21 protein-coding genes, 4 pseudogenes and 1 riboswitch are annotated in these 19054 nt (G+C 63.0%); of the genes and pseudogenes, 10 read left to right on the top strand and 15 right to left on the bottom strand.

Annotated elements, in window-relative coordinates; translation table 11 throughout:
- Positions 1-272 precede the first annotated feature (272 nt).
- From rplM to glmM, 3 genes are all read left to right on the top strand, one after another.
- Positions 273-716: a 50S ribosomal protein L13 gene (gene rplM / locus ACLLJI_RS17435; RefSeq protein ID WP_283559713.1), complete on the top strand. Its 444-nt coding sequence runs from the start codon at positions 273-275 to the stop codon at positions 714-716.
- 39 nt (positions 717-755) lie between these two features.
- Positions 756-1271: a 30S ribosomal protein S9 gene (rpsI, locus tag ACLLJI_RS17430; protein WP_434614926.1), complete on the top strand. Its 516-nt coding sequence runs from the start codon at positions 756-758 to the stop codon at positions 1269-1271.
- 191 nt (positions 1272-1462) lie between these two features.
- The gene (glmM, locus tag ACLLJI_RS17425; RefSeq protein ID WP_434614923.1) at positions 1463-2815 is read left to right on the top strand and encodes a phosphoglucosamine mutase; all 1353 of its coding nucleotides are present in this window, start codon (positions 1463-1465) and stop codon (positions 2813-2815) included.
- 231 nt (positions 2816-3046) lie between these two features.
- On the opposite strand, the gene ACLLJI_RS17420 is transcribed toward glmM, so the two are convergent.
- The 12 genes and pseudogenes from ACLLJI_RS17420 to ACLLJI_RS17365 form a co-directional block, all read right to left on the bottom strand.
- Complete coding sequence (locus ACLLJI_RS17420) at positions 3047-3601, bottom strand: recombinase family protein (protein ID WP_434614920.1); 555 nt, start codon at positions 3599-3601, stop codon at positions 3047-3049.
- Between the two features lie 622 nt (positions 3602-4223).
- Entirely contained in the window at positions 4224-4787 is a 564-nt protein-coding gene (locus tag ACLLJI_RS17415; protein ID WP_434614917.1) for a GNAT family N-acetyltransferase, read from the bottom strand.
- Between the two features lie 136 nt (positions 4788-4923).
- Positions 4924-5394 carry an SRPBCC domain-containing protein gene (locus tag ACLLJI_RS17410; RefSeq protein ID WP_434614914.1) on the bottom strand — a complete coding sequence of 157 codons (471 nt, stop codon included), beginning with the start codon at positions 5392-5394 and terminating at the stop codon, positions 4924-4926.
- 9 nt (positions 5395-5403) lie between these two features.
- Positions 5404-6048 carry a dihydrofolate reductase family protein gene (locus tag ACLLJI_RS17405; protein ID WP_434614911.1) on the bottom strand — a complete coding sequence of 215 codons (645 nt, stop codon included), beginning with the start codon at positions 6046-6048 and terminating at the stop codon, positions 5404-5406.
- Positions 6045-6389 carry an ArsR/SmtB family transcription factor gene (locus ACLLJI_RS17400; protein WP_434614908.1) on the bottom strand — a complete coding sequence of 115 codons (345 nt, stop codon included), beginning with the start codon at positions 6387-6389 and terminating at the stop codon, positions 6045-6047. The genes ACLLJI_RS17405 and ACLLJI_RS17400 overlap by 4 nt, the downstream gene beginning before the upstream one ends.
- A gap of 356 nt (positions 6390-6745) precedes the next feature.
- Positions 6746-7999: an NAD(P)/FAD-dependent oxidoreductase gene (locus ACLLJI_RS17395; RefSeq protein WP_434614905.1), complete on the bottom strand. Its 1254-nt coding sequence runs from the start codon at positions 7997-7999 to the stop codon at positions 6746-6748.
- Positions 7996-8235 (bottom strand): ferredoxin, encoded by a 240-nt coding sequence (locus tag ACLLJI_RS17390; RefSeq protein ID WP_434614850.1) that lies wholly within the window; start codon positions 8233-8235, stop codon positions 7996-7998. Before ACLLJI_RS17390 ends, ACLLJI_RS17395 begins: the two co-directional genes overlap by 4 nt.
- A 4-nt stretch (positions 8236-8239) precedes the next feature.
- On the bottom strand, positions 8240-8581 hold the full coding sequence (locus ACLLJI_RS17385) for a hypothetical protein (protein ID WP_434614852.1): 342 nt from the start codon (positions 8579-8581) through the stop codon (positions 8240-8242).
- Positions 8582-8636: 55 nt separating this feature from the next.
- Positions 8637-8948, bottom strand: coding sequence for a DUF4158 domain-containing protein (locus ACLLJI_RS17380; protein WP_434614902.1), 312 nt, complete (start codon positions 8946-8948; stop codon positions 8637-8639).
- A 733-nt stretch (positions 8949-9681) separates the two neighbouring features.
- Positions 9682-10806 (bottom strand): ferritin-like domain-containing protein, encoded by a 1125-nt coding sequence (locus ACLLJI_RS17375; protein WP_434614899.1) that lies wholly within the window; start codon positions 10804-10806, stop codon positions 9682-9684.
- 133 nt (positions 10807-10939) lie between these two features.
- Entirely contained in the window at positions 10940-11737 is a 798-nt protein-coding gene (locus tag ACLLJI_RS17370; protein ID WP_434614896.1) for a class F sortase, read from the bottom strand.
- A gap of 269 nt (positions 11738-12006) precedes the next feature.
- Positions 12007-12234: pseudogene (locus ACLLJI_RS17365) on the bottom strand (transposase); the annotation flags it as partial.
- 39 nt (positions 12235-12273) lie between these two features.
- Between ACLLJI_RS17365 and ACLLJI_RS17360 the strand changes: the two are divergent.
- Positions 12274-12754: pseudogene (locus tag ACLLJI_RS17360) on the top strand (recombinase family protein).
- Between the two features lie 33 nt (positions 12755-12787).
- Positions 12788-12856 (top strand): annotated as a pseudogene (locus ACLLJI_RS17355) (recombinase family protein); the annotation flags it as partial.
- A 380-nt stretch (positions 12857-13236) separates the two neighbouring features.
- Here ACLLJI_RS17355 and ACLLJI_RS17350 read toward each other — a convergent pair.
- Together ACLLJI_RS17350 and ACLLJI_RS17345 are read right to left on the bottom strand one after the other, a co-directional pair.
- Positions 13237-13371 (bottom strand): hypothetical protein, encoded by a 135-nt coding sequence (locus tag ACLLJI_RS17350; protein WP_434614893.1) that lies wholly within the window; start codon positions 13369-13371, stop codon positions 13237-13239.
- A gap of 417 nt (positions 13372-13788) precedes the next feature.
- Positions 13789-14322: a hypothetical protein gene (locus ACLLJI_RS17345; protein WP_434614890.1), complete on the bottom strand. Its 534-nt coding sequence runs from the start codon at positions 14320-14322 to the stop codon at positions 13789-13791.
- Between the two features lie 141 nt (positions 14323-14463).
- Between ACLLJI_RS17345 and ACLLJI_RS17340 the strand changes: the two are divergent.
- The 5 genes and pseudogenes from ACLLJI_RS17340 to ACLLJI_RS17320 form a co-directional block, all read left to right on the top strand.
- Positions 14464-15096 (top strand): annotated as a pseudogene (locus ACLLJI_RS17340) (IS256 family transposase); the annotation flags it as partial.
- Positions 15097-15098: 2 nt separating this feature from the next.
- Positions 15099-15236, top strand: coding sequence for a hypothetical protein (locus ACLLJI_RS17335; RefSeq protein WP_434614887.1), 138 nt, complete (start codon positions 15099-15101; stop codon positions 15234-15236).
- Positions 15237-15240: 4 nt separating this feature from the next.
- On the top strand, positions 15241-15687 hold the full coding sequence (locus ACLLJI_RS17330) for a YkvA family protein (protein WP_434614884.1): 447 nt from the start codon (positions 15241-15243) through the stop codon (positions 15685-15687).
- Positions 15677-16282 (top strand): cation transporter, encoded by a 606-nt coding sequence (locus ACLLJI_RS17325; RefSeq protein ID WP_434614881.1) that lies wholly within the window; start codon positions 15677-15679, stop codon positions 16280-16282. The genes ACLLJI_RS17330 and ACLLJI_RS17325 overlap by 11 nt, the downstream gene beginning before the upstream one ends.
- A gap of 376 nt (positions 16283-16658) precedes the next feature.
- Positions 16659-16734, top strand: a riboswitch (Fluoride riboswitch).
- A gap of 19 nt (positions 16735-16753) precedes the next feature.
- Complete coding sequence (locus tag ACLLJI_RS17320) at positions 16754-18088, top strand: MFS transporter (protein ID WP_434614878.1); 1335 nt, start codon at positions 16754-16756, stop codon at positions 18086-18088.
- An 18-nt stretch (positions 18089-18106) separates the two neighbouring features.
- On the opposite strand, the gene ACLLJI_RS17315 is transcribed toward ACLLJI_RS17320, so the two are convergent.
- On the bottom strand, positions 18107-18616 hold the full coding sequence (locus tag ACLLJI_RS17315) for a MutS-related protein (RefSeq protein WP_434621632.1): 510 nt from the start codon (positions 18614-18616) through the stop codon (positions 18107-18109).
- Between the last annotated feature and the right edge of the window lie 438 nt (positions 18617-19054).

Genomic DNA, 19054 nt, shown 5'->3' with positions numbered 1-19054 from the left:
TATTCCCGGTCCACTGGTTTCGGTGCGCCGCAGTCGACGCTTTGACCTATGCGGGCCATCCACGCTATCGTTGATAGTCGTTGTGCGTGTCCTTTCTCGATACTGCGCGCCTGCCTGGAGACTCTGTTGCATGGGTCGCAATTCAGCAGGCGTGATCGGGATGCAAGGATTACTGGTTTTATAGAGCCCTCACCTCTGTTCCGGTCGCGCATAGATAGCAGGCGTAACCGACTATTATCGCCACCCAAGAACAAGAAACGAAGGCAAAAACCGTGCGTACGTACACCCCGAAGCCCGGCGACATCAAGCGCCAGTGGCTCGTCATTGACGCCACCGACATTGTCCTAGGCCGTCTCGCAAGCCAGACCGCAATTCTGCTGCGCGGCAAGCACAAGGCGACCTTTGCGTCCCACATGGACATGGGCGATTTCGTCATCATCATCAACGCCGAGAAGGTTGCCCTCACCGGCGCCAAGCTCGAGCAGAAGCGTGCCTACCGCCACTCGGGTTACCCCGGCGGCCTGTCCAGCGTCAACTACGCCGAGCTGCTGGAGAAGAACCCGGTCCGCGCCGTAGAGAAGGCCATCCGCGGCATGCTCCCGAAGAATTCCCTTGCTGAACAGCAGCTGGGCAAGCTGAAGGTCTACAAAGGCGCCGAGCACCCGCACGCTGCACAGCAGCCGACGACGTACGAAATCACCCAGGTCGCCCAGTAGTTCTGGCCACCACCCAATAAATTCATTTCAAGGAGAATTGTGGCTCAGAATACTGAAGAGCTGAACACCGAGGCCGCCCCGGCTGAGGAAGCGGTACCCACCAGCTACACGTCGGAAAGCGTCCCGGCATCGGACGCAGCCCCCAAGAAGGAGCGCCCGGCCCTAACCGTTTCCGGCGCAGCCGTCGGCCGCCGTAAGCAGGCAATCGCCCGTGTGCGCGTCGTCCCCGGCTCCGGCAAGTGGATCGTCAATGGCCGCCAGCTCGATGACTACTTCCCGAACAAGCTGCACCAGCAGGAGGTCAACGAGCCGTTCCGGATCCTGGACCTTGACGGTGCATACGACGTCATGGCCCGTATCCACGGCGGTGGCCCGTCCGGCCAGGCCGGTGCGCTGCGCCTGGGCGTTGCCCGTTCACTGAACGAGATCGATGAGGACAACAACCGCGCCACGCTGAAGAAGGCCGGCTTCCTGACCCGTGACGCACGCGTCATTGAGCGCAAGAAGGCCGGTCTCAAGAAGGCCCGCAAGGCAGGCCAGTACTCCAAGCGCTAAACACCGCTTCGGCTGCGGCCCGCACGCAGGATCAGAAAGCCCGCTGGAACTACGGTTCCGGCGGGCTTTCCGCGTCCCGTCCCCTTCATCGATGACGTACTTCACGCCCATGATTCTCGCGGCATGGGCGCGAAGTGCGACCTCGATCGGGTGAACGGGCGGAACAGCGCCATCGATTAGACTAGGGGGCGATGTCTAGATTATTTGGAACCGACGGTGTCCGGGGCTTGGCCAACGGCCTGCTCACAGCGGAGCTGGCACTATCACTGGCGCAGGCCGCCGCGGTGGTCCTGGGTCATGATCGGATGGCGGAGGGCCAACGTCCGCGGGCGGTCATAGCCCGCGATCCTCGAGCCAGCGGCGAGTTCATCGGAGCGGCGGTGGAGGCCGGCCTGGCGAGCGCCGGCGTGGACGTCTACGACGCAGGCGTGCTGCCGACCCCTGCGCTTGCCTTCCTGATCGCCGATTTGGGCGCGGATTTCGGCGTGATGATCTCCGCCTCGCATAACCCCGCTCCGGATAACGGCATCAAATTCTTCGCCCGCGGCGGCCAGAAGCTCGACGACGAGATCGAGGATGCCATCGAGGCCCAGCGGGAGCGCGAGATTTTCCGCCCGGTCGGGGTCGGTGTGGGCCGTATTCAGCGCTTTGCCGATGCAGAGGACCGCTATGTTGTCCATCTGCTCTCCACCCTGCCGAACCGGCTTGACGGCGTCCGGGTGGTCCTTGATTGCGCCAACGGGGCAGCCAGTGGATGCTCGCCGGAGGTCTTCAAGAGCGCCGGCGCCGAGGTCATTGTCATCGGCGCCGAGCCGGACGGCCTGAACATTAACGATGGAGTCGGTTCCACCCATCCGGGGCAGCTGCAGGCCGCCGTCCTGAGGCACGGCGCCGACCTTGGCATAGCGCACGACGGGGACGCCGATAGGTGCCTTGCCGTGGACCATGAGGGTGCGGTGGTCGACGGAGACCAGATCATGGCCATCCTTGCCGTAGCCCTCAAGAATGCGGGCCGGCTCAAGGACGACGTTCTGGTGGCGACCGTGATGAGCAATCTGGGGCTGAAGATCGCGCTCCGCGCCGCCGGTATCAGCATTCGGGAAACAGCGGTCGGGGACCGCTATGTGCTGGAAGCCATGCGCGAGGGCGGTTTCACGCTGGGCGGGGAGCAGTCCGGGCACGTCATCTTCGCGGACCATGCGACGACGGGCGACGGGGTGCTGACCGGGCTGCAGCTTGCCGCGCAGCTGGCACGGACGGGCCGGAGCCTGAAGGAGCTGGCCACCGTCATGACCAAGCTCCCGCAGCTGATGATCAACGTCAAGGGCGTGGATAAACACCGGGCCCAAACCGATGAGGGTGTCGGCGCGGCGGTGGCCTTGGCCCAACTCGAGCTCGGACAGTCTGGGCGTGTCCTGCTGCGCCCCTCCGGTACCGAAGCTTTGGTCCGCGTGATGGTGGAGGCGGGGGACATGGTCACGGCAACGCGCATTTGTGAGGACCTGGCGGCCGTCGTCGAATCCCGGCTCGCCCTGCAAAGCTGAACTTGCCCTGCCAAGCTGAGCTCGCCCTGCAAAGCTGGAAAGGCACCGCAGAAATGAAAAGGGCGGGACTCCAATCGGAGCCCGGCCCTTTTCAGCTACTGCCGTGAGCGCTACTGGGGGTCTGAGGAGGATCCGTACAGGATTGAACGCTAAAGGGGTATTCGTGCAGCCGTTGACAGCGCTAGGCGTCTTCCGGTTTGGCGGCCGTGGTGTGGATGTGACGGTAGATCGTCATGGGTGTGACGTCGCAGGAGTGGGCGATCTCGGCCATGGTGAACTGGCGTGAGTCGTACATCCGCTGTGCTTTGCTGTGAGTTCCGGCGTCATCTTGGGTGTCCTGCCACCCTTTCGTCCGCGGAAGCGGGCGGCGATCAGTCCGGCTTTGGTGCGTTCTCTGATCAGTGCCGCTTCGTATTCGGCCATGAGGGCGAACATTCCGAACACGAGTTTGCCGCCGGCGGTGGTGGTGTCGACGATCCCGTTAGTCAGCGACTGAACGCCGACGTCGCGTTCATCGAGTGTGGTGACGATGTCGATCAGATCGCGGAGGTTCCGTCCGAGGCGGTCAATTTTCCAGATGACAAGGGTGTCGCCGGGCCGGAGGTCCGTCAGGCAAAGGTTCCATTGAGGGCGGTCGGCCTTAGTTCCGGTTGCGGTGTCCGTGTAGATCTTCAGGCAGCCTTCGAGGCCCAGGGCGTCGAGTTGCAGCTGCGGGTCCTGGTCGGTGGTGCTGACTCTGGCGTATCCGATTTTGTGGCCCGTGGATGGGAGCCTATCGCAACCCATAAATGCAAGCCAGTTTTGTTGGCTTGAATTAGTGGCGGGTTTTGGTAGGCACAATGGGTGACATTTGGTCGCGCGTGACCGGGCGGGACGGGCCCATCGCAGACGGCCGTTTGCGATAGACCCAGTGACACACCTAAGTTCCTGCCGCTGCACCGTTTCGATCCATCACCAGCAGCGTTGCCGGGCAGCCTTTCTGCCGGACCAATTGTGCCCGTCTGCTAGAAGGCCCTGTTGGGGTCGCCACAGAAAACGGAATAAATCGTACGGTAAGGCGTTCGGAACGGCGTGCCGCATATGCTCGACGCCTGACGGCTACAGTTACACCAGCCGAAATCGGCGTCAAATAGTGTCCCGTATAACGCCCCTTCACCAGACTTATCACCGAACACCCTATACGGACACTTCACGAGCCACCATTTGCAAAGCAGCAGGTCAACGGCTGATATGTCCGGTGGAGGACCGCCTTGCGGGCGGGGTCTGGACGCCGGATGAGTATGCGATCGGGTTTTCATCCATGGCTAGTACTCTTACGATTCGCGTCGTAGGCCATCCCGCGGGAGAGCGCCCAGCCTCGGATCCAACGGGCGTTCAGAGCGGAGCGGTCGTCGTCGGGCGGTGTCTGTCATTGAGCGATGACAGGTCGTGTGTTCATCCATTCGGCCCGGAGTATTGAAAATACCGCCTTGTCGTAACGATTCCCGTCGTAGACCCAGCTACTGCGGAGAACGCCGTCCGAGCGCATACGCAGTCGCCGCGCGACAGCAATACTGCGGTCGTTTTCGGTCCGGCACCGCCATTCCACGCGAGACATCCCCCGCTCTAGGAAGGCCCACTCCATGAGCAGTTCGACTGACCGGGTGATGAGACCGCCTCCGACAGCATCGGGTTCGAGCCAGCAGCCGATTTCGCAAATGCCCCAGACGGGGTCAAAGGCGACGAACATCAAGCCTCCGACGAGCTTGCCCCCGTCCCAGAGGCCATAGATGCGTGCTCCATCATTCGCGGTGGCTGTGGCGTAACGTTGAAGGGTAGCGCGGGCACCGTCGACGGTGTCGGTGACAAAATTCGGTCCGACCCACGGCCGGATATGGTCTCTTGCCCTGTTCATATGGTCGGCGAACTCGCCGGCGTGCCATGTCTCAAGGGGCTTTAAGACGACCCCGTCTCGCACGACTGTTTCAAACATGGTTTCTCCAAGGGTTTTGCCCGGGGTTTGGTTGCCCCTGGGGTGGGTGATTTTCTCGGACGTGTGCGGCTGCTTCATGGCGGAGATTGGACCGGTTTTCGGTTTTGGAGAGCGTGATCGGTCGCTGACGGGTGCGCTAGGTGCCCGACGCGAGGTAGTTGCCCAGAGCCTGGAGCAGGCCCCGGGTGCCCTTCTCACGGACGTCGCTGTCAGCATAGAACTGGTCGAAGAAGACACCGTGCTCGACGTGGGTGAATCGGGTGCCCTCGTCGATCGGGTCAAACTCCAACGACGCCACCGACGTCGAGGTGTGGATCCCGTCGAGCCACATGTCGTACGTCGTGACGATGCGGTTGTGCTCGACGATGTCGGTGTATGTGGCCTCGTACCGAGAGACTGGACCGTTGTGAAATTTGCCCTCGGCTATGTCCCGTCCGCCGACGCGGAAGTCGAAGGCCCAGTCACTGGCTTCCATGGTGTTGCCTCCACCCCACCAGCCCAGCTTCTGCTTCTCGTCAGCGAACGCGTCCCAGACGCGTTCCACAGATGCCGGGTAGTCGCGGGTCAGGGTGAATTCGGCGCGGGCGAGTCGGCGTTCGATCGTCATGTGTACGTCCTATCGGGTGAAGGTGACGTGGATCGTGCCGCTCTCGGCCACTTCGGTCGTCACTTTATGGGTGAGGTCGAGGCCGGGCAGGTCGTCCCAGAGACGATTCCCCCGGCCGAGGAGGATCGGGGCGACCATGAGGTGCAACTCGTCGACCAGGCCGGCGCGCAGGAAGTCGCGCGCGGTGCTGACTCCACCGCCGACGCGCACGTCCAGGCCACCGGCAACCTCGGTCGCCTCGGCGAGCACGTCCTCGATTGCGCCACTGCGGAAGTGGAACGTCGTACCACCCTGCATCGGGATCGGCGGACGCGGTGCGGTGTGGGTAAGGACGTAGACCGGGGTCCCGTACGGCGGCTGTTCACCCCACCAGCCCTTCCAGTCCGGATCGTCGGGGAATGTGTGCAGGCCGAACATTGCCGCGCCCATGATCTCGGCGCCGACGCCCTCGAAGAACGCGGCGGCGTAGGAGTCATCAACGCCGGTCGTGCCGGTGCCGTTGGTGTCACCGAAGCGCTCTTGCATCGTGCGGGTTGCGATATATGCCTCCGTGAGGCGCCCCCAGTCCTCCCCCATCGGATTTTCGGGGGAGTGGTCGGTCGTTGAGGTGTAGCCGTCCAGCGAGGTGAACAGGGCGATGCGAACGCGGGTCATGTGAGGTCTCCTTCGTGGGTGGTGCGGATCAGGTGGATGCCGAGTCGGTCGGCTTGGTCTTCTGCTGGGGTTCTTTGCTCGCCGAGCCACAGGTGCAGTACGTCGAGGGCGCCCGGTCGCAGGCTCACGGTGCGGACGCGTCCGTGCTTCTGCGACATGACTAATCCCGCGTTCTCGAGGACGCGCAGGTGCTGCATGAGCGACGGCAATGCCATCGAGAACGGTGCTGCGAGTTCGGACACGACGGCTGGGGACTTCGCCAGCCGTTCGACGATAGCCCGGCGCGTCGGATCCGCCAGAGCACGGAGCACGAAGTCGAGCTCTTCGTAATACTTAGGCACAGACCTAAGTATTTGTGATGGAGGAAGCGTTTGTCAATGGATTCACGCATGTGGGTGTTGCGGGCCGTGACACCGAACATGGCTCCTGCGAAAGAGTCGGCGCGGTCGCAGACTGGATGTCTGGCCAAGAAAGGAAGAGACCCCGGCGTCCGGTGGGATCGATGAGAGTCCCATCCCAGTGGGCTGCGGGCACGCCTGATGTGTCTCGAAGTGAGCAAATCGCCTGACGCTGGCCCTTCCTGGTCACTCCTGACCCGCCCGCTGAGTCGTCCCGTTCAGGGTTCCGCTTACGGACGGACTTTGACTAGATTCAATTGACAAGCTGCAGTCCAGTGGCTACCTGGCTCCACGCGCCCTTAGCGTACGATTTTTTCCGTTTTCTGCGGCGACCCCCTGTTGGGGGCCTTTCCCGGGGAGGATCCGATCTTGTCGTGGTGTTGGAGGAGGGCGCGGGGTGCGTCGAAGGCGACCGCACCCACCAACCGCCCGTCCGGTCCGCCGTTGGTGAAGCCTGCGAGGAAGCGGTTTTTGGGGACGGAGCCTTCCAGGATTGTCATTGCGGTTCCCAGCGACGGCATGCCCGCGGACTGGATCCTGACCCCGTGCTGGTGGGACCAGAAACGCGGGACCGGTGTGTAGGGGGTTGCCGTTCCCGGACCGGCCGCCAGGGTGTCGGCGGCGGCCCGTCCCATTTCGATGGCGTTGATCCAATGCTCGACCCGGCGGGGGGTGGCGTCGAACCTGTGGTTGGGCCACCGGGCCACGTCCCCGGCAGCAACGATGCCCTCGACCGGCCGGCCGTCGATGTCGAGCACGGTGCAGCTTTCATCGCACAACACTCCGTTGGTGGTGTCCAGGCCGCTGCCGTGCAGCCACCCCGTGGAGGGTTCGGTGCCGACTCCCACAACGGCCGCGTCTGCGGTGACCGTTTCCCCGTCGTCGAGCTGCAGGCGGGCCCCCGTGCCGGTTTCGGTCCAGCCGGCCACGCCGACGCCCAGGTGCAGGCGGACGCCGGCGCGTCGGTGGAGATCCCCCACGACGGCGCCAAGCACGTTGCCGAGCTCGCGGTGGAGCAGGGTGGGGCTGCGGTCGATCAGGGTGACGGCGAGGCCGCGTTCGCGGGCGGTGGAGGCGATTTCGCAGCCGATGAACCCTCCGCCGATGATGGCGATCCGCACTGCCCCGGTCATGGCCCGGTCGATGGCCCGGGCGTCCGCCAGGGTGCGCAGGGCCCACACATGCGGGGAGTGCATGGGGGCGCCGGGCAGGTGCCTGGCCCGGACGCCGGTGGCGATGACGAGCTTGTCGAACCCGATGTCGGCCCCGGTGTCGAGGGTGACCGTGCGGCGGGTGATGTCCAGGGCTGCGGCCGCGGCCCCGGACATCCACCGTGCGTCCAGGGGGGTGTAGGTGCGCAGTGGGAGGTCTTTGATGCTGCGGCTTCCGGTGAGCAGTCCCTTGGAGAGCGGTGTGCGGTTGTAGGGGCCGTGGGGTTCGTCCCCGATCATCACCAGCTCTCCGGTGAACCCCGTTTCGCGCAGGCGTTCCGCGGCGGAGATGGCGGCCAGTCCGTTGCCGACGATCAGGATGCGTTCGTGTCGGGTGTTCATGGGTTCCTCCCGGTGATGCTGATGGCCTGCATGGGGCAGATCCTTGCGGCCTGCAGCACCTTCTCGGTGTCCTGCCCGGACGGGGCGGGCGTGTAGCGCAGGCGCCCGTCGGGGCCCAGGGCGAAGACCTGGGGTGCTTCCTGCTGGCACAGGCCGAACAGGTGGCAGTGGTTGTTGTCCACGCTGATGCTGATGCGTCCCGCGGACGACGGCGCGTCGATGTTGTTGGGTGCCACCGGGTCAGACCTCTTCCGGGGAGATGCGCAGACCCGCGGCCGCCCGGGCCGGCAGCAGCCTGAGGAGGAACAGCAGCCCGGCCGCGCCGGCGCATCCGAGGACGCCGACGCCGAGAAGGCCCAGGGCCTTGACCTCGGCGGAGGCGGTGAAGGTGTGGATCAGGGACAGGGCGAAGGAGCCGTAGGCCAGGTAGTGCACCAGGTGCCAGCGGCGGTAGCCCAGGCGGCGCTGCAGCACGATGGAGGCGGCGACGGCCAGTCCAAGGTCGAGGCCGATGATGCCCAGTCCGACACTGGTGTCCCCGCCGGCCACGAAGGGCACCAGGGCGTTGATGGGCCGGAACACGGTCCCGGTCTGGAAGATGTAGGAAACCCGTGCAGGCAGCCGAACGTCAGGGTCGTCACGGCCAGGACCATGTGCGTGGTCGACATGGTGGTCCCTTGACGGTCGAGGGGTCCCCGATGTCCAGCTGGCCGGCCAGGAACTCAACCAGGGTCCACGGCACGTCCACCGGATTTGCAAGAAACCTGCCAACCACCCGCACGGTTGCCAGCTGAACCGCAAAACCAAGCCGGTTGTGACCGCCACGCCGCTTCCCGACCAGCGCCAAATCCGTATCGTCCAACAGGCAGAACCGTTCCAGGAAATCCCGATCAGGTGCCGGTGGAAACCGCCCGAAAGCAGCGACCTGCTCATCACTCAGGAAAATCAACAGCCATGACCCAATACAACACGAGACAGAAACCGGTGTCGCCCGGCCCCGGTCTTAGCGTTCAATCCTGTACCGATCATGCTGGGATCCCCAGTCAGCCGGCCGCGTAACCCACCTCCGCGGAAGCGCCGTCCGCGTCTATCACCTCCGGGAGCACTCCGGAACCCGTGGACGCGGCCACCCAGCAAAGAACGTTAGCGTCGGATATTTTACTAATTCACAAGCCACCCCTGTTAGAAGGCTGCGGAACTTACTTCGAGCCCGTATGCCGTACCCACTTAGCGATGAGACTCACGAATAGTGCTCGCGAAACGGGGAGCGTGCCCCATGTGGGAATGTTGTCAGTTTCAGAAGACGACTGCACGGACTATCAGAAGTTGTCTGCACGCCGGCGCCTGAGGTTGCGGAGCCCGGTAGTGCAGAGACCAAGGGAATGGATCAGATGGCTGCGGTACCCAAGGGCGGCGCCGACACTGGGGTGGTGAACGAAACGGGTGACGGGTCTACCATCATCGCTCTCGGTGGAGGTCTGGTCCTCCTCGCTGCAGCCGGTGGAACATACGCTGTGCGCCGCCAGAGCAGTAACAACTGATTGAGCCGGGCCCCCACAAGTTTAAGCGTTCAAGCATAAGTGCAGATGGTCATCGAAGCCGTTGTTGAAGCGGCATGATAACCATCTGCACTCGGGATTGCTGTCTACGGCTGCTTTGCGGCCGTTTGGGGCGGGTGCTTTTTACTCTGACTGCGCCGTGGTGGTTTCCGCTGCGGTCTTGGTGCCCATCTTGTGGTGTACGGCTAGGGCTGCGCCGGCGGCGAGGGCCACTCCGCCTCCGAGGCCGATCAGGCCCATGTCGGGTCCGCTGGTGTTGGTTCCCTCGATGCCGGTTCCCGGGGCGCCGGAGGGGATGGATCCGCCTGCTTGTGGGCCGAGGTTTCCGCTGCCGTTGAGTTCGCCATTGACACCGTTGGGGAAGAATCCGCCGGAGCGTACTGGTTCGGGGTTCAAGTAGACGATGTTCAGGACCTGGCCGGGGGTGCGGCTGAAGGCGAGTCCGTTTGCGTCGGTGGGTACGAGGTTCGCCTCCTCCGTGGTGCCGATTCCCTGATCCAGGTCATCGGGTCCATCGAGGCTGTCCCTGGCGTCAGAGATTGCAAGGGCCGGTACCTGCAGGTCCTTGGAGTAGAGCGAGGTCCTGATGATGCCGGCGTGGTACGCCTCGACGGCAAGGATACCGGCGGCTGCGTCCAGGAATGTTTTGTTGTCGATCAGGGGAGCGGCACCCTTGTAGGCGGTGACTCCGACATCTTCGAAGATGAATGCGCCCAGCAGGAAGTTATCTTCGTTTTCATAGACGTCGAAAGGTTCGCCTTCCTTGATCAGCCCTGCGGCGACGGCAGCTGCGGTGAAGCTCGCGCCGATGTCGATGCTGGGGCGGGAGACGGCGGCGCTGCCGAGTGCTGTGCGCAGGAAAGCCACGTGTGCTTTTTCATCTGCCGCGATTTCCCTGGCGTACTGCTCGATGGCCTTGGTCTTGAAGGGCACAGCGTGCCCGCCGGTGACACCGCCGGGGGTGCCGGTCCCGGTGACCAGATCAGCGGGAAGCCCCTGACCGTCAATGGCTCGCAGGTAGAACTCCGCTTCCAGGTATTCCAGGTTCAGGGCGAAGTTCAGGATCGCCGAATCACTGGGGCCTGTCATGTCCATGGTGGCGGCATGGGCCGGTGCTGCTGTGGCGAGCAGCGCCGCTGAGCTGACGCCCAAACCGGTCAGTCCCGCGGTGCGGAAAAACCGGCGTCGGTCTACCGAGTTTTCCGCGCTTCTGGAAATAGCTTTGGCAATAAAACTCTGATCGAACATAACCCAACACCAACCATTCATTAGAGACACTGGGAGACGTTACGGTCAACCCCCCTTGTACTCATGACACTATCGGTCAAACGAATAATTACAAGCGCTGACGTGCTTTGTGACCATAAAAATTCGCTGGATTCTATGCAGGATGGCTGGAAATCAGGTAAGCGTATGCAACAGTGTTTTGGTTGAATTCGCCCGTCGATGGGTCGTACCCACCACAGGTGATCAGTCGTAATTCCGCCCGGCCAGCGTTGCCGTAAACCTGCGCGGCGGGAAAAGATGCCTTGTCATAGGTGTCCACGCGGTACACCTGAAAAACTGCCACCGTCCCATCCTCGCGGGTCACGGACACCTGATCCGCGTCCTGCAACTCATGCAAGCGGTAGAACACGCCGACACCGGTTTGAATTGAATTGACGTGGCCAAGGATGATCGAGGATCCGAGCTCACCAGGAGTGGGCGCATTCTCGTACCAACCGGCGGGGGCGTCAGCATCCCCAGGCGGCACAGCGACCGTCCCGTCGGCTTCCAAACCCAGTTTCATCAACCCGGAACTCACACCAATGGTGTCAATGGCCACCGTGGCAGGCTTCGAGGCGGGAAGGACCGGCCCAACCAGAGCACTCGACACGCCCGACGCAGCCGGCGGCGGTGCAGGCGCGGTTGCGGGAACCGGGCCTGGCGGTGGGGCCGGTACCGCTGGCGTAGCAGGCGATGCCGGCGCTGCTGCGGGGGCTGGTGTGGGTGGCGTTGAGATCAGAGCCGGAGGCGAGGATGGGGTGACGGGCGTTTGGAAAGCCGTGGCTTCAGGGGAAGCATGGCTCTGAAGTCCAACACCGACGGTACCGATCCCGACAGCGAGGCAAACTGCGGCTATGCCCGACGTCAGCGAACGCCGCGCACTGCCAAATTTTTTGGCTTGTCTATGTCTCATACGCCCTCATCCCACCATCGATGCCCGGTCAGCCCTACGAACTAAATTGATTTCCATAACTGCTTCAACACCACAATTCAACACCACAATAGACCCAACATCCCGTCATGCCCTTGACACTGCTCACGGTAATTATGCCTCATCGAACTGCTCATTCCGGAGCTTGAAGGGGCATTGCCGAACTTCCGGAACGCACATTCGTATCGGATAACTCATGTATACTGCTGGCAGCGGGACTATCTCATTAACGGTGTATCCGGTATTTTGATTTAGTAGTTTTCAGGCTCTTCCGAATTGAGAGTGTCTGCCGGGAATCGGTCGCTGAAAGTGATGGCGAAGGCGTTCAAAGCTGGCTTCCAACGCACGGCCCATCGGGTCTTGCCGGGACCGTTCGGATCGAGGGATCGGGTGACCAGATAAAGGCACTTTAGCGCAGCCTGCTCGGTCGAGAAATGACCCCGTGCCTTGACGGCGCGCCGGTACCTCTCGTTCATGGAGAGCCCTGAATCGAGTTTCGAGGAGGTAGAAGACCCCGGATGACTGCCCATCGCGTTGGATACGCCAGAGTCTCTACGCGGGATCAGAACCTTGGCCTTCAACGCGATGCGCTGCGTGCTGCCGGTTGCGACCGCATTTACGAGGACACCATCAGCGGCACCTGGGCCAAGCGTCCAGTGCTCGCCCAGGCACTGGACCAGTTACGCGACGGGGGACACTCTCGTGGTGTGGAAGCTGGACCGACTTGGCCGAAGCGTGAATGACCTGCTGGACTTTGCCGGCGGACTCAATGACCAGGGCATTGGCTTTGTCAGCCTCACCGACTCAATCGACACCACCACAGCGTCGGGGCGCTTCTTCTTCAACGTCATGGCATCGCTCGCGCAAATGGAACGCGAGCTCATGGTCGAGCGCGCCCAAGCGGGCCTTCGGGCAGCCAGAGAACAAGGCAGGATCGGTGGCCGTAAACGAATCATGACTGACGCCAAGATCCGCTCGGCCAGGAAACTGTTGCGCTAGGGGACTCCGCCAAAAGAAGTAGCCGCCAGTCTCGGCGTCTCAGTACCTACGCTGTACCGCTGGGTCCCAGCAACAAACACCGCCGCAGCTGCAGCACCGTGACGCGTTTTTGGTGCAGAGGACTCTTGAAAAATGCATGACGGTGCACGGGACTTCTGACAATCCGATGTCAGTAGCCGCCTGCACTCGCACCCTTCCGCCGCATGAACCGGTGCAGACGACTTCTAAAATGACAACGCGGCAACTCGAAGCCCAGATACCCGCCACTACGGTGCATTTGCCGTCGCCCTGGCCAGCGAACCGCTAGGGACCGAGGTGGCATCGCGGAGCACGTCAGTATGGGTCGTTATTGATATGCCCCGGCGCGAGTCACTGGCTTCGTTGCCGGGGCCGTCAAGCGAAGGTTGCGTCCGCCGGATGGAAGAGCTGCGCTGGCGGTTCCAAGCTTCAAGATAGCTGGCACCTCTTGGCGACGCAGGTCTTTAACCATCGGAGTTGCGGCCCAGTAGCGTGATGGGATGGTCGAGGATGAGCAATACGCCGCGGATGCGGCGCAGATACTCATCGAAATCGGACAGTGTTCCTTCCAGCGTCAATCGATCACGAGTTTTCATCATCTGCTCCTTGTCTTCCGAACTATTCGGATACAAGAAGCCTGACGATTATGTGCAGTGGCCGCTACCGACAACTGACTCTCAACTCTGCCGACGCAAGGGCACTACAACGCCTCACACCGCGAAACTGCACATAACTGTGAGCTGAGCCTAATAGATGATCTGGTGCCCGGGAGGCTCCAACTGATGCAGCGCCGCCCTCGCGGCGACGGTTTCGCCGGCGTATGCGGGGCAGGTCAAACGTCCGCTGAGCAATTCCGACCCAACAACCCCAAGATCATGATTTTAAGGTGAGGATCAGCGCGGCCTTCCGCGTTAGAACTGACGTTGAGGTTACAAAGTCTTACGCCGAGCCATTCGCTTAACAGGTCATCGTTACTCTGACGCTGCCGGCCAGCCTAATCAGGCTTTCTCCCAAAATCATCCATCACCACTGGACACGACGCGGCCGCCGTCAAACAATGCGACGCTCAACACCTGTTCCGCGACGTTCGGATTGAGTCCGGTTTGGTCGGCTATCCATTCCGGGTTGGGATGCTTCCCTGCTGCCGTGCGGATGATCTGTGCCAGTTGCTGTTTGGTTTCCTCCAGCCGCATGGTGGCGTCCAGGTGGTTTTGGGCAGCACTTTGGAGTGTTCTCTCGTTGTTGAGCGTTTTTCGACCTGGGACCAGGTTCTCGCCGGTACCGGTGCCGGCTTCGTCTACGACGGCGGGGTTTTCGGTGGTGATGGTGAAGTTGCCGGCGTTATAGGTGACAGCATCGATCAAGCCCTTGTCCTGGGTGATGTGCAGGTCGAATTCCGGATAGTCCATGTACGGCAGGACATAGTCCCGAATCATTGCTTTGAGCTGTTCTGGGTACACGAATCGGACTTCAAGGTCGGCAATGTCATGGTCTTGTCTGATCCGGTCAAAAACGACTCTTGAGGTGATGACGGGGTGTACGTTATCCACTGTTTTTTCGCTCCTTTAGGGTTACGTCCCGTGGAGTGGTGTAGTTCCCGGCTTCTGAGCATCGGATTTCCGACGTGAAGAGCCATCGTGCGATGGTCAGTGAGTACCGATCAAAGAACTCACAAAGGACACAAACACACGATGGCTCTAGACCAGTCTGCCCTGCTCGATCTCCTCGGACAACTGAAGCTCACCGATGTCTCGGACCGGATCCGTGCCGCGACCGAAACGCTGTACCAGCAGCTCATCGAGGCTGAGGCGACCGCGTTCATCGGTGCCGCCCCGTTCGAGCGCTCCGAGGCGCCTACCACCCAGCGCAACGGGTCCCGGCCCAGGACGTTGACTACTACCGCCGGGGACCTGAACCTGAAGATCCCGAAGCTGCGGAACGGGTCGTTCTTCCCGGCCTTGCTGGAGCGCCGCCGCCGTGTGGACCAGGCTCTTTACGCGGTGGTGATGGAGGCCTACCTGCACGGGGTCTCCACCCGCAAGGTCGATGATCTGGTCAAAGCGCTCGGGGCCGATACCGGGATCTCCAAGTCTGAAGTTTCCCGGATCTGCGAGGCCCTCGACCACGAAGTCGGCGCGTTCAGGGACCGCGATCTGTCGGTCATGGAATACCCGTATGTGTTCCTGGACGCCACCTACTGCAAGGCCCGTGTCGGGCACCGTGTGGTGTCCCAGGCGGTCGTGGTCGCCTTCGGGGTTGCCGCCGACGGACGCCGGGAAGTCCTGGGCTTCGACGTCGGCGACAGCGAAAACGAAACGTTCTGGACGTGCTCGAACTTCCGCAGGCGCTGGCCTCGGAGGAAAGGCTGCGGTGCTGCGCGGCAGTGTTTGATAGCTATGCAGAGAGGGTCTATGCGGTCCTTCACGCCCCGGTCGACTCGGTGATGCCAGGGACGGGAGAGTAGGGCTTTGAAGTGGTGGGAACCGTTGCTCGGGATCTTGGCAGGTCTGGCCGCCATCTATCTGGTTCTTTTGTTGGCCATCTGGATTTATGCCCGGCGCCATCCGGAGACGGTGGGTCTAAACGATGCACTGCGTCTGTTGCCGGATCTTTTGCGCGTCATCCGGCGCATGGGCGCTGACCGGTCCCTGCCGCGTGGTGTTCGTGTCCGGCTTGTTCTGCTGCTGGTGTACTTGGTGTCTCCGCTGGATCTTGTCCCGGACTTCCTGCCGGTGATTGGTCACGCAGATGACGTCATCATTGTGGCGATCACATTGCGTTCGGTGATTCGCAGTGCTGGGCCGGTGTCGCTGCGCGAGCACTGGCCCGGGACTCCGGCCGGATTGGCGATCATTGAACGGCTCGCAGGGCTGGGCCCGACGGCCGCGAAATCGGGGCAGAGCGATGGTGCTTGACGATGTGCAGGCCGTGGACTCGAATCGGCTGCGGCGGCGCGGATTTGCCCTGGAATGGTTCACTTTGGGCTGGAACGTGATTGGTGTCGTTATTCTGGCGGTTGCCTCGATTGCGGCCGGGTCGGTGGCCCTTGCCGGGTTCGGCCTGGACAGCCTGATTGAGATCGGCGCCAGCCTGGTCGTGATCTGGGAACTCTCGGGCACCGGCGAACAGCGTCAAAGATGGGCCCTGAAATTGATTGGCGGGGCGTTTCTTGTCCTGGCAGGCTACCTGTTGGTCCAATCCGGGGTTGCCTTGGCCGTAGGTCACCGTGCGACACCGAGTCCGGGTGGGATTGCCTGGACTGCTGTCACGGCCGTCGTCATGTTTACCCTCGCTGCGGGCAGGTCACGCACGGGCAAGGCGTTGGGCAATCGGGTCCTGGTGGCCGAAGGGCGGGTGACGTTCATCGACGGGTTGCTGGCCACTGCGGTCCTGACCGGTGTCGTGCTCAATGATTTGGCGGGGTGGCGGTGGGCGGATCCGCTGGCGGGCCTGGTCATCGTCTACTACGCCGTCCGTGAAGCCATGGACATTTTCCGCCATCACCATTAGCCGGTGGCGCGCCCACCCCCGGTGCTCCCGGGCATCGTTGGCGGGTGCATGGAATGGAGATTCCTGGCCGCGCGGTGGGTGTCGTCGCAGGCCGGGTCCTGTCGCCGGCGATGGCCAGACGGGGGCGGTGGGGCGTGTCCTTGCCATGTGTTGCGCTGGGGCAGGGATTCCTGGGCACAGCCACCCCGGGCCCTGTGGCCTTGGCACTGACGACGGCCGGTTCCCCGGCGGATTGCGGACCAATGTGCTGGAGGTCAGCGTGCCGCCGACCCGTCCGAGGATCCGTGTTCCCTGGACGGCCGGTCAGGGGAAGCATCTGTTGGCGTCTGGGGGCTTTTTGCGGTGCGTGTCAGCTGGGCCGGCTTTCGGTTACGATCGTGCTAACGGTGATGGATCCCGCCGGGGCCCTGGGGTCCGAACCGCCAATATGGCTGATGGTTTCCTGCCCCGAGCGACGGGTGGGAGATTGCCATGGGCGAAACGAGTGGGGACCACGGTGGTGCAGATGATCGCACCGCCGCAGGTGAGGGCATTGGTCCGGTACCTGGGACTGCCGGTCCAGTGGGTGTCTCAGATTCCGGGTCCGGGCCGGATCGGGCGGGGAAGTGGCTCAATCCGGGCATTCTCGGGGTGGGTGCGGCTTCCTTTTTCAGTGATTCGGGCCATGAGCTCGTCACCTCCTTGCTGCCGTCCTTTCTCAGTTCGACCCTGCACAGCGGCCCGGCCGCGCTGGGCGCGATAGAGGGCGTCTCGGATGCCCTGGTGGGGTTGAGCAAGCTCGCTGGCGGCCCGCTGTCCAATGATCCGTCCCGCCGGGCCAAGATCGCCTCGGGCGGATACCTGCTGACCGCCATCGCGACGGCCCTGATCGGGGTCTGTACCGCGGTGTGGCAGGTCGCCGGGTTCCGTGCGCTGGCGTGGGCGTCGCGTGGGGTGCGGTCCCCGGCGCGGGACACGCTCCTGGTGTCGATCACGCCCCGGACCGCGTACGGGCGCGCGGCCGGCATTGAACGGGCGGGTGATAACGCGGGGGCCATTGTGGGCCCGCTGCTGGCGGCTTCCCTGGTGGGGCTGCTGGGCATCAGGACGGCGATCGTGTTGTCCTTTATCCCGAGCATGTTTGCTGCCGTGGCCATCGTGGTGGCCGCACGGCAGGCCCGCAAGGTGGTGGCCACCCCGGCCGGGAAGCGGACGCTCAGTTTCAATGTGGGCGAATTGCGTCAGGCCGGCTTGTTCACGGCTCTGCTGCCGGTGTCGTTCTTTGAACTGGGAAACCTTGCGGCGACGCTGCTGATCCTGCGGGCCACGACGGTACTGGAAGCCGGCGGGATGGGCGCCGGGACGGCAGTGACCGCGGCGATCCTGATGTATGCATGCCACAACGCCGCGGCGTCGGCCGCGGCCCTGGCCGGTGGGCATCTGATCGATCGGCTGAGCCCGCGACTGGTCTTCACCCTGGGCGCGGCCATGTATGTGGCCGCCTATCTACTTTTTGCCATCGATGGGGGTGGCTGGGTGGTGTTGCTGGCTGGGTTTGTGCTCGCCGGTGTCGGGATTGGCTTCGCGGAGACGTCGGAGCAGACGGCGGTGGCGTTACTGCTGCCGGACCGGTTGAGGGGCAATGGGTACGGGCTGTTGGGGCTGGTGCAGTCCTTTGGTGACCTGGGCGCGACCGTGGTGGCCGGTGTCCTGTGGGCGGTCTTCTCCCCGACCGTGGCCTTTTTGTATGCGGCGTTCTGGATGGCCGGGGCGGTCTTTTCCTCCCCGGCGCTGACGCCGCGCCGGATGACCGACACCGTTAAGTGATTGGCCCGGGACGGCCCGTCACCGGTGGTGACTGCTTCTAGGACCCATCCGTGGCGGGGGCCGGAACGCCTGCCGGTGCTTGCTGAAGATCTGCTCATAGAGGTCTTCGCCGTAGCTGGTGTAGGCCGGCTCTCCTTCTACGATTCGGTGGGTCCGTCGGCCGTCGTCTTCCCGTTGCGCCTGCAGGAACAGGGCCCTGGGCAGGTGTTGGGTGTAGAGGCCGTGGGAGAGGTCAAAGAAGTGGGTCACGAACACGATGCGTATGTTTGTCTCCAACAGGGCGGTGATGATGTTCCGGGCGATGGCTGATCCTTCGCGTTCGTTGGTGGCGGAGAAGGACTCGTTGAAGAGTACGAGTGAATGGGGGGTGATGGTGTCGGCGATGGTGCTCATGCGCTCGAGTTCCTCATCGAGTTTGCCGCTGTTGAGTTCGGCGTCTTCCTCGCGTTTGTAGTGGCTGTAGATGGCATTGCTGATGCTCGAGCTGAAGTAGTCGGCGCAGACAAACATGCCGCATTGCATCATCAGCTGGGCGGCGCCGAGGCTGCGCAGGAACGTTGATTTTCCGCCCTCGTTGGCACCGGTGAGCCAGGTGGACTGCGAGGGAACCGGTGAGAAATTCCTCCAGCCGGTGCCCGAGCCCGCGTTCGTGGGTTCCGATGACGATCATGGACGCATCCAGGGTGTGGGCCAGGCGTCCCAGCGCGTGGACGGGCTCCCCGGCCAGGGCCCGGTAGCTCCAGGGGATCCCGTACGGGGACAGGATCGGAGAGACGGTCCTTGATTCCGGCGGAGATGGCCTCAAGATCGTCATCGACCCCGTCCGGGTCGATGGGTTGGGAGGCGACCGAGCCGTCCGGTGCCTCCTCCACCAGGTAGCTGGTGACATCCACATAGGCGCAGACCAGCTCGACGTCCAGGCTGTACGCCAGCTCGGCGGCCCGGTGGGCGACGGCCAGCGGCTGG

The organism is Arthrobacter sp. A5 (assembly GCF_051131705.1).
Lineage (GTDB): Bacteria > Actinomycetota > Actinomycetes > Actinomycetales > Micrococcaceae > Arthrobacter_M.
The sequence above is the reverse complement of the archived record's forward strand: the minus strand, read 5'-3'. Positions and strand labels throughout refer to the sequence as shown.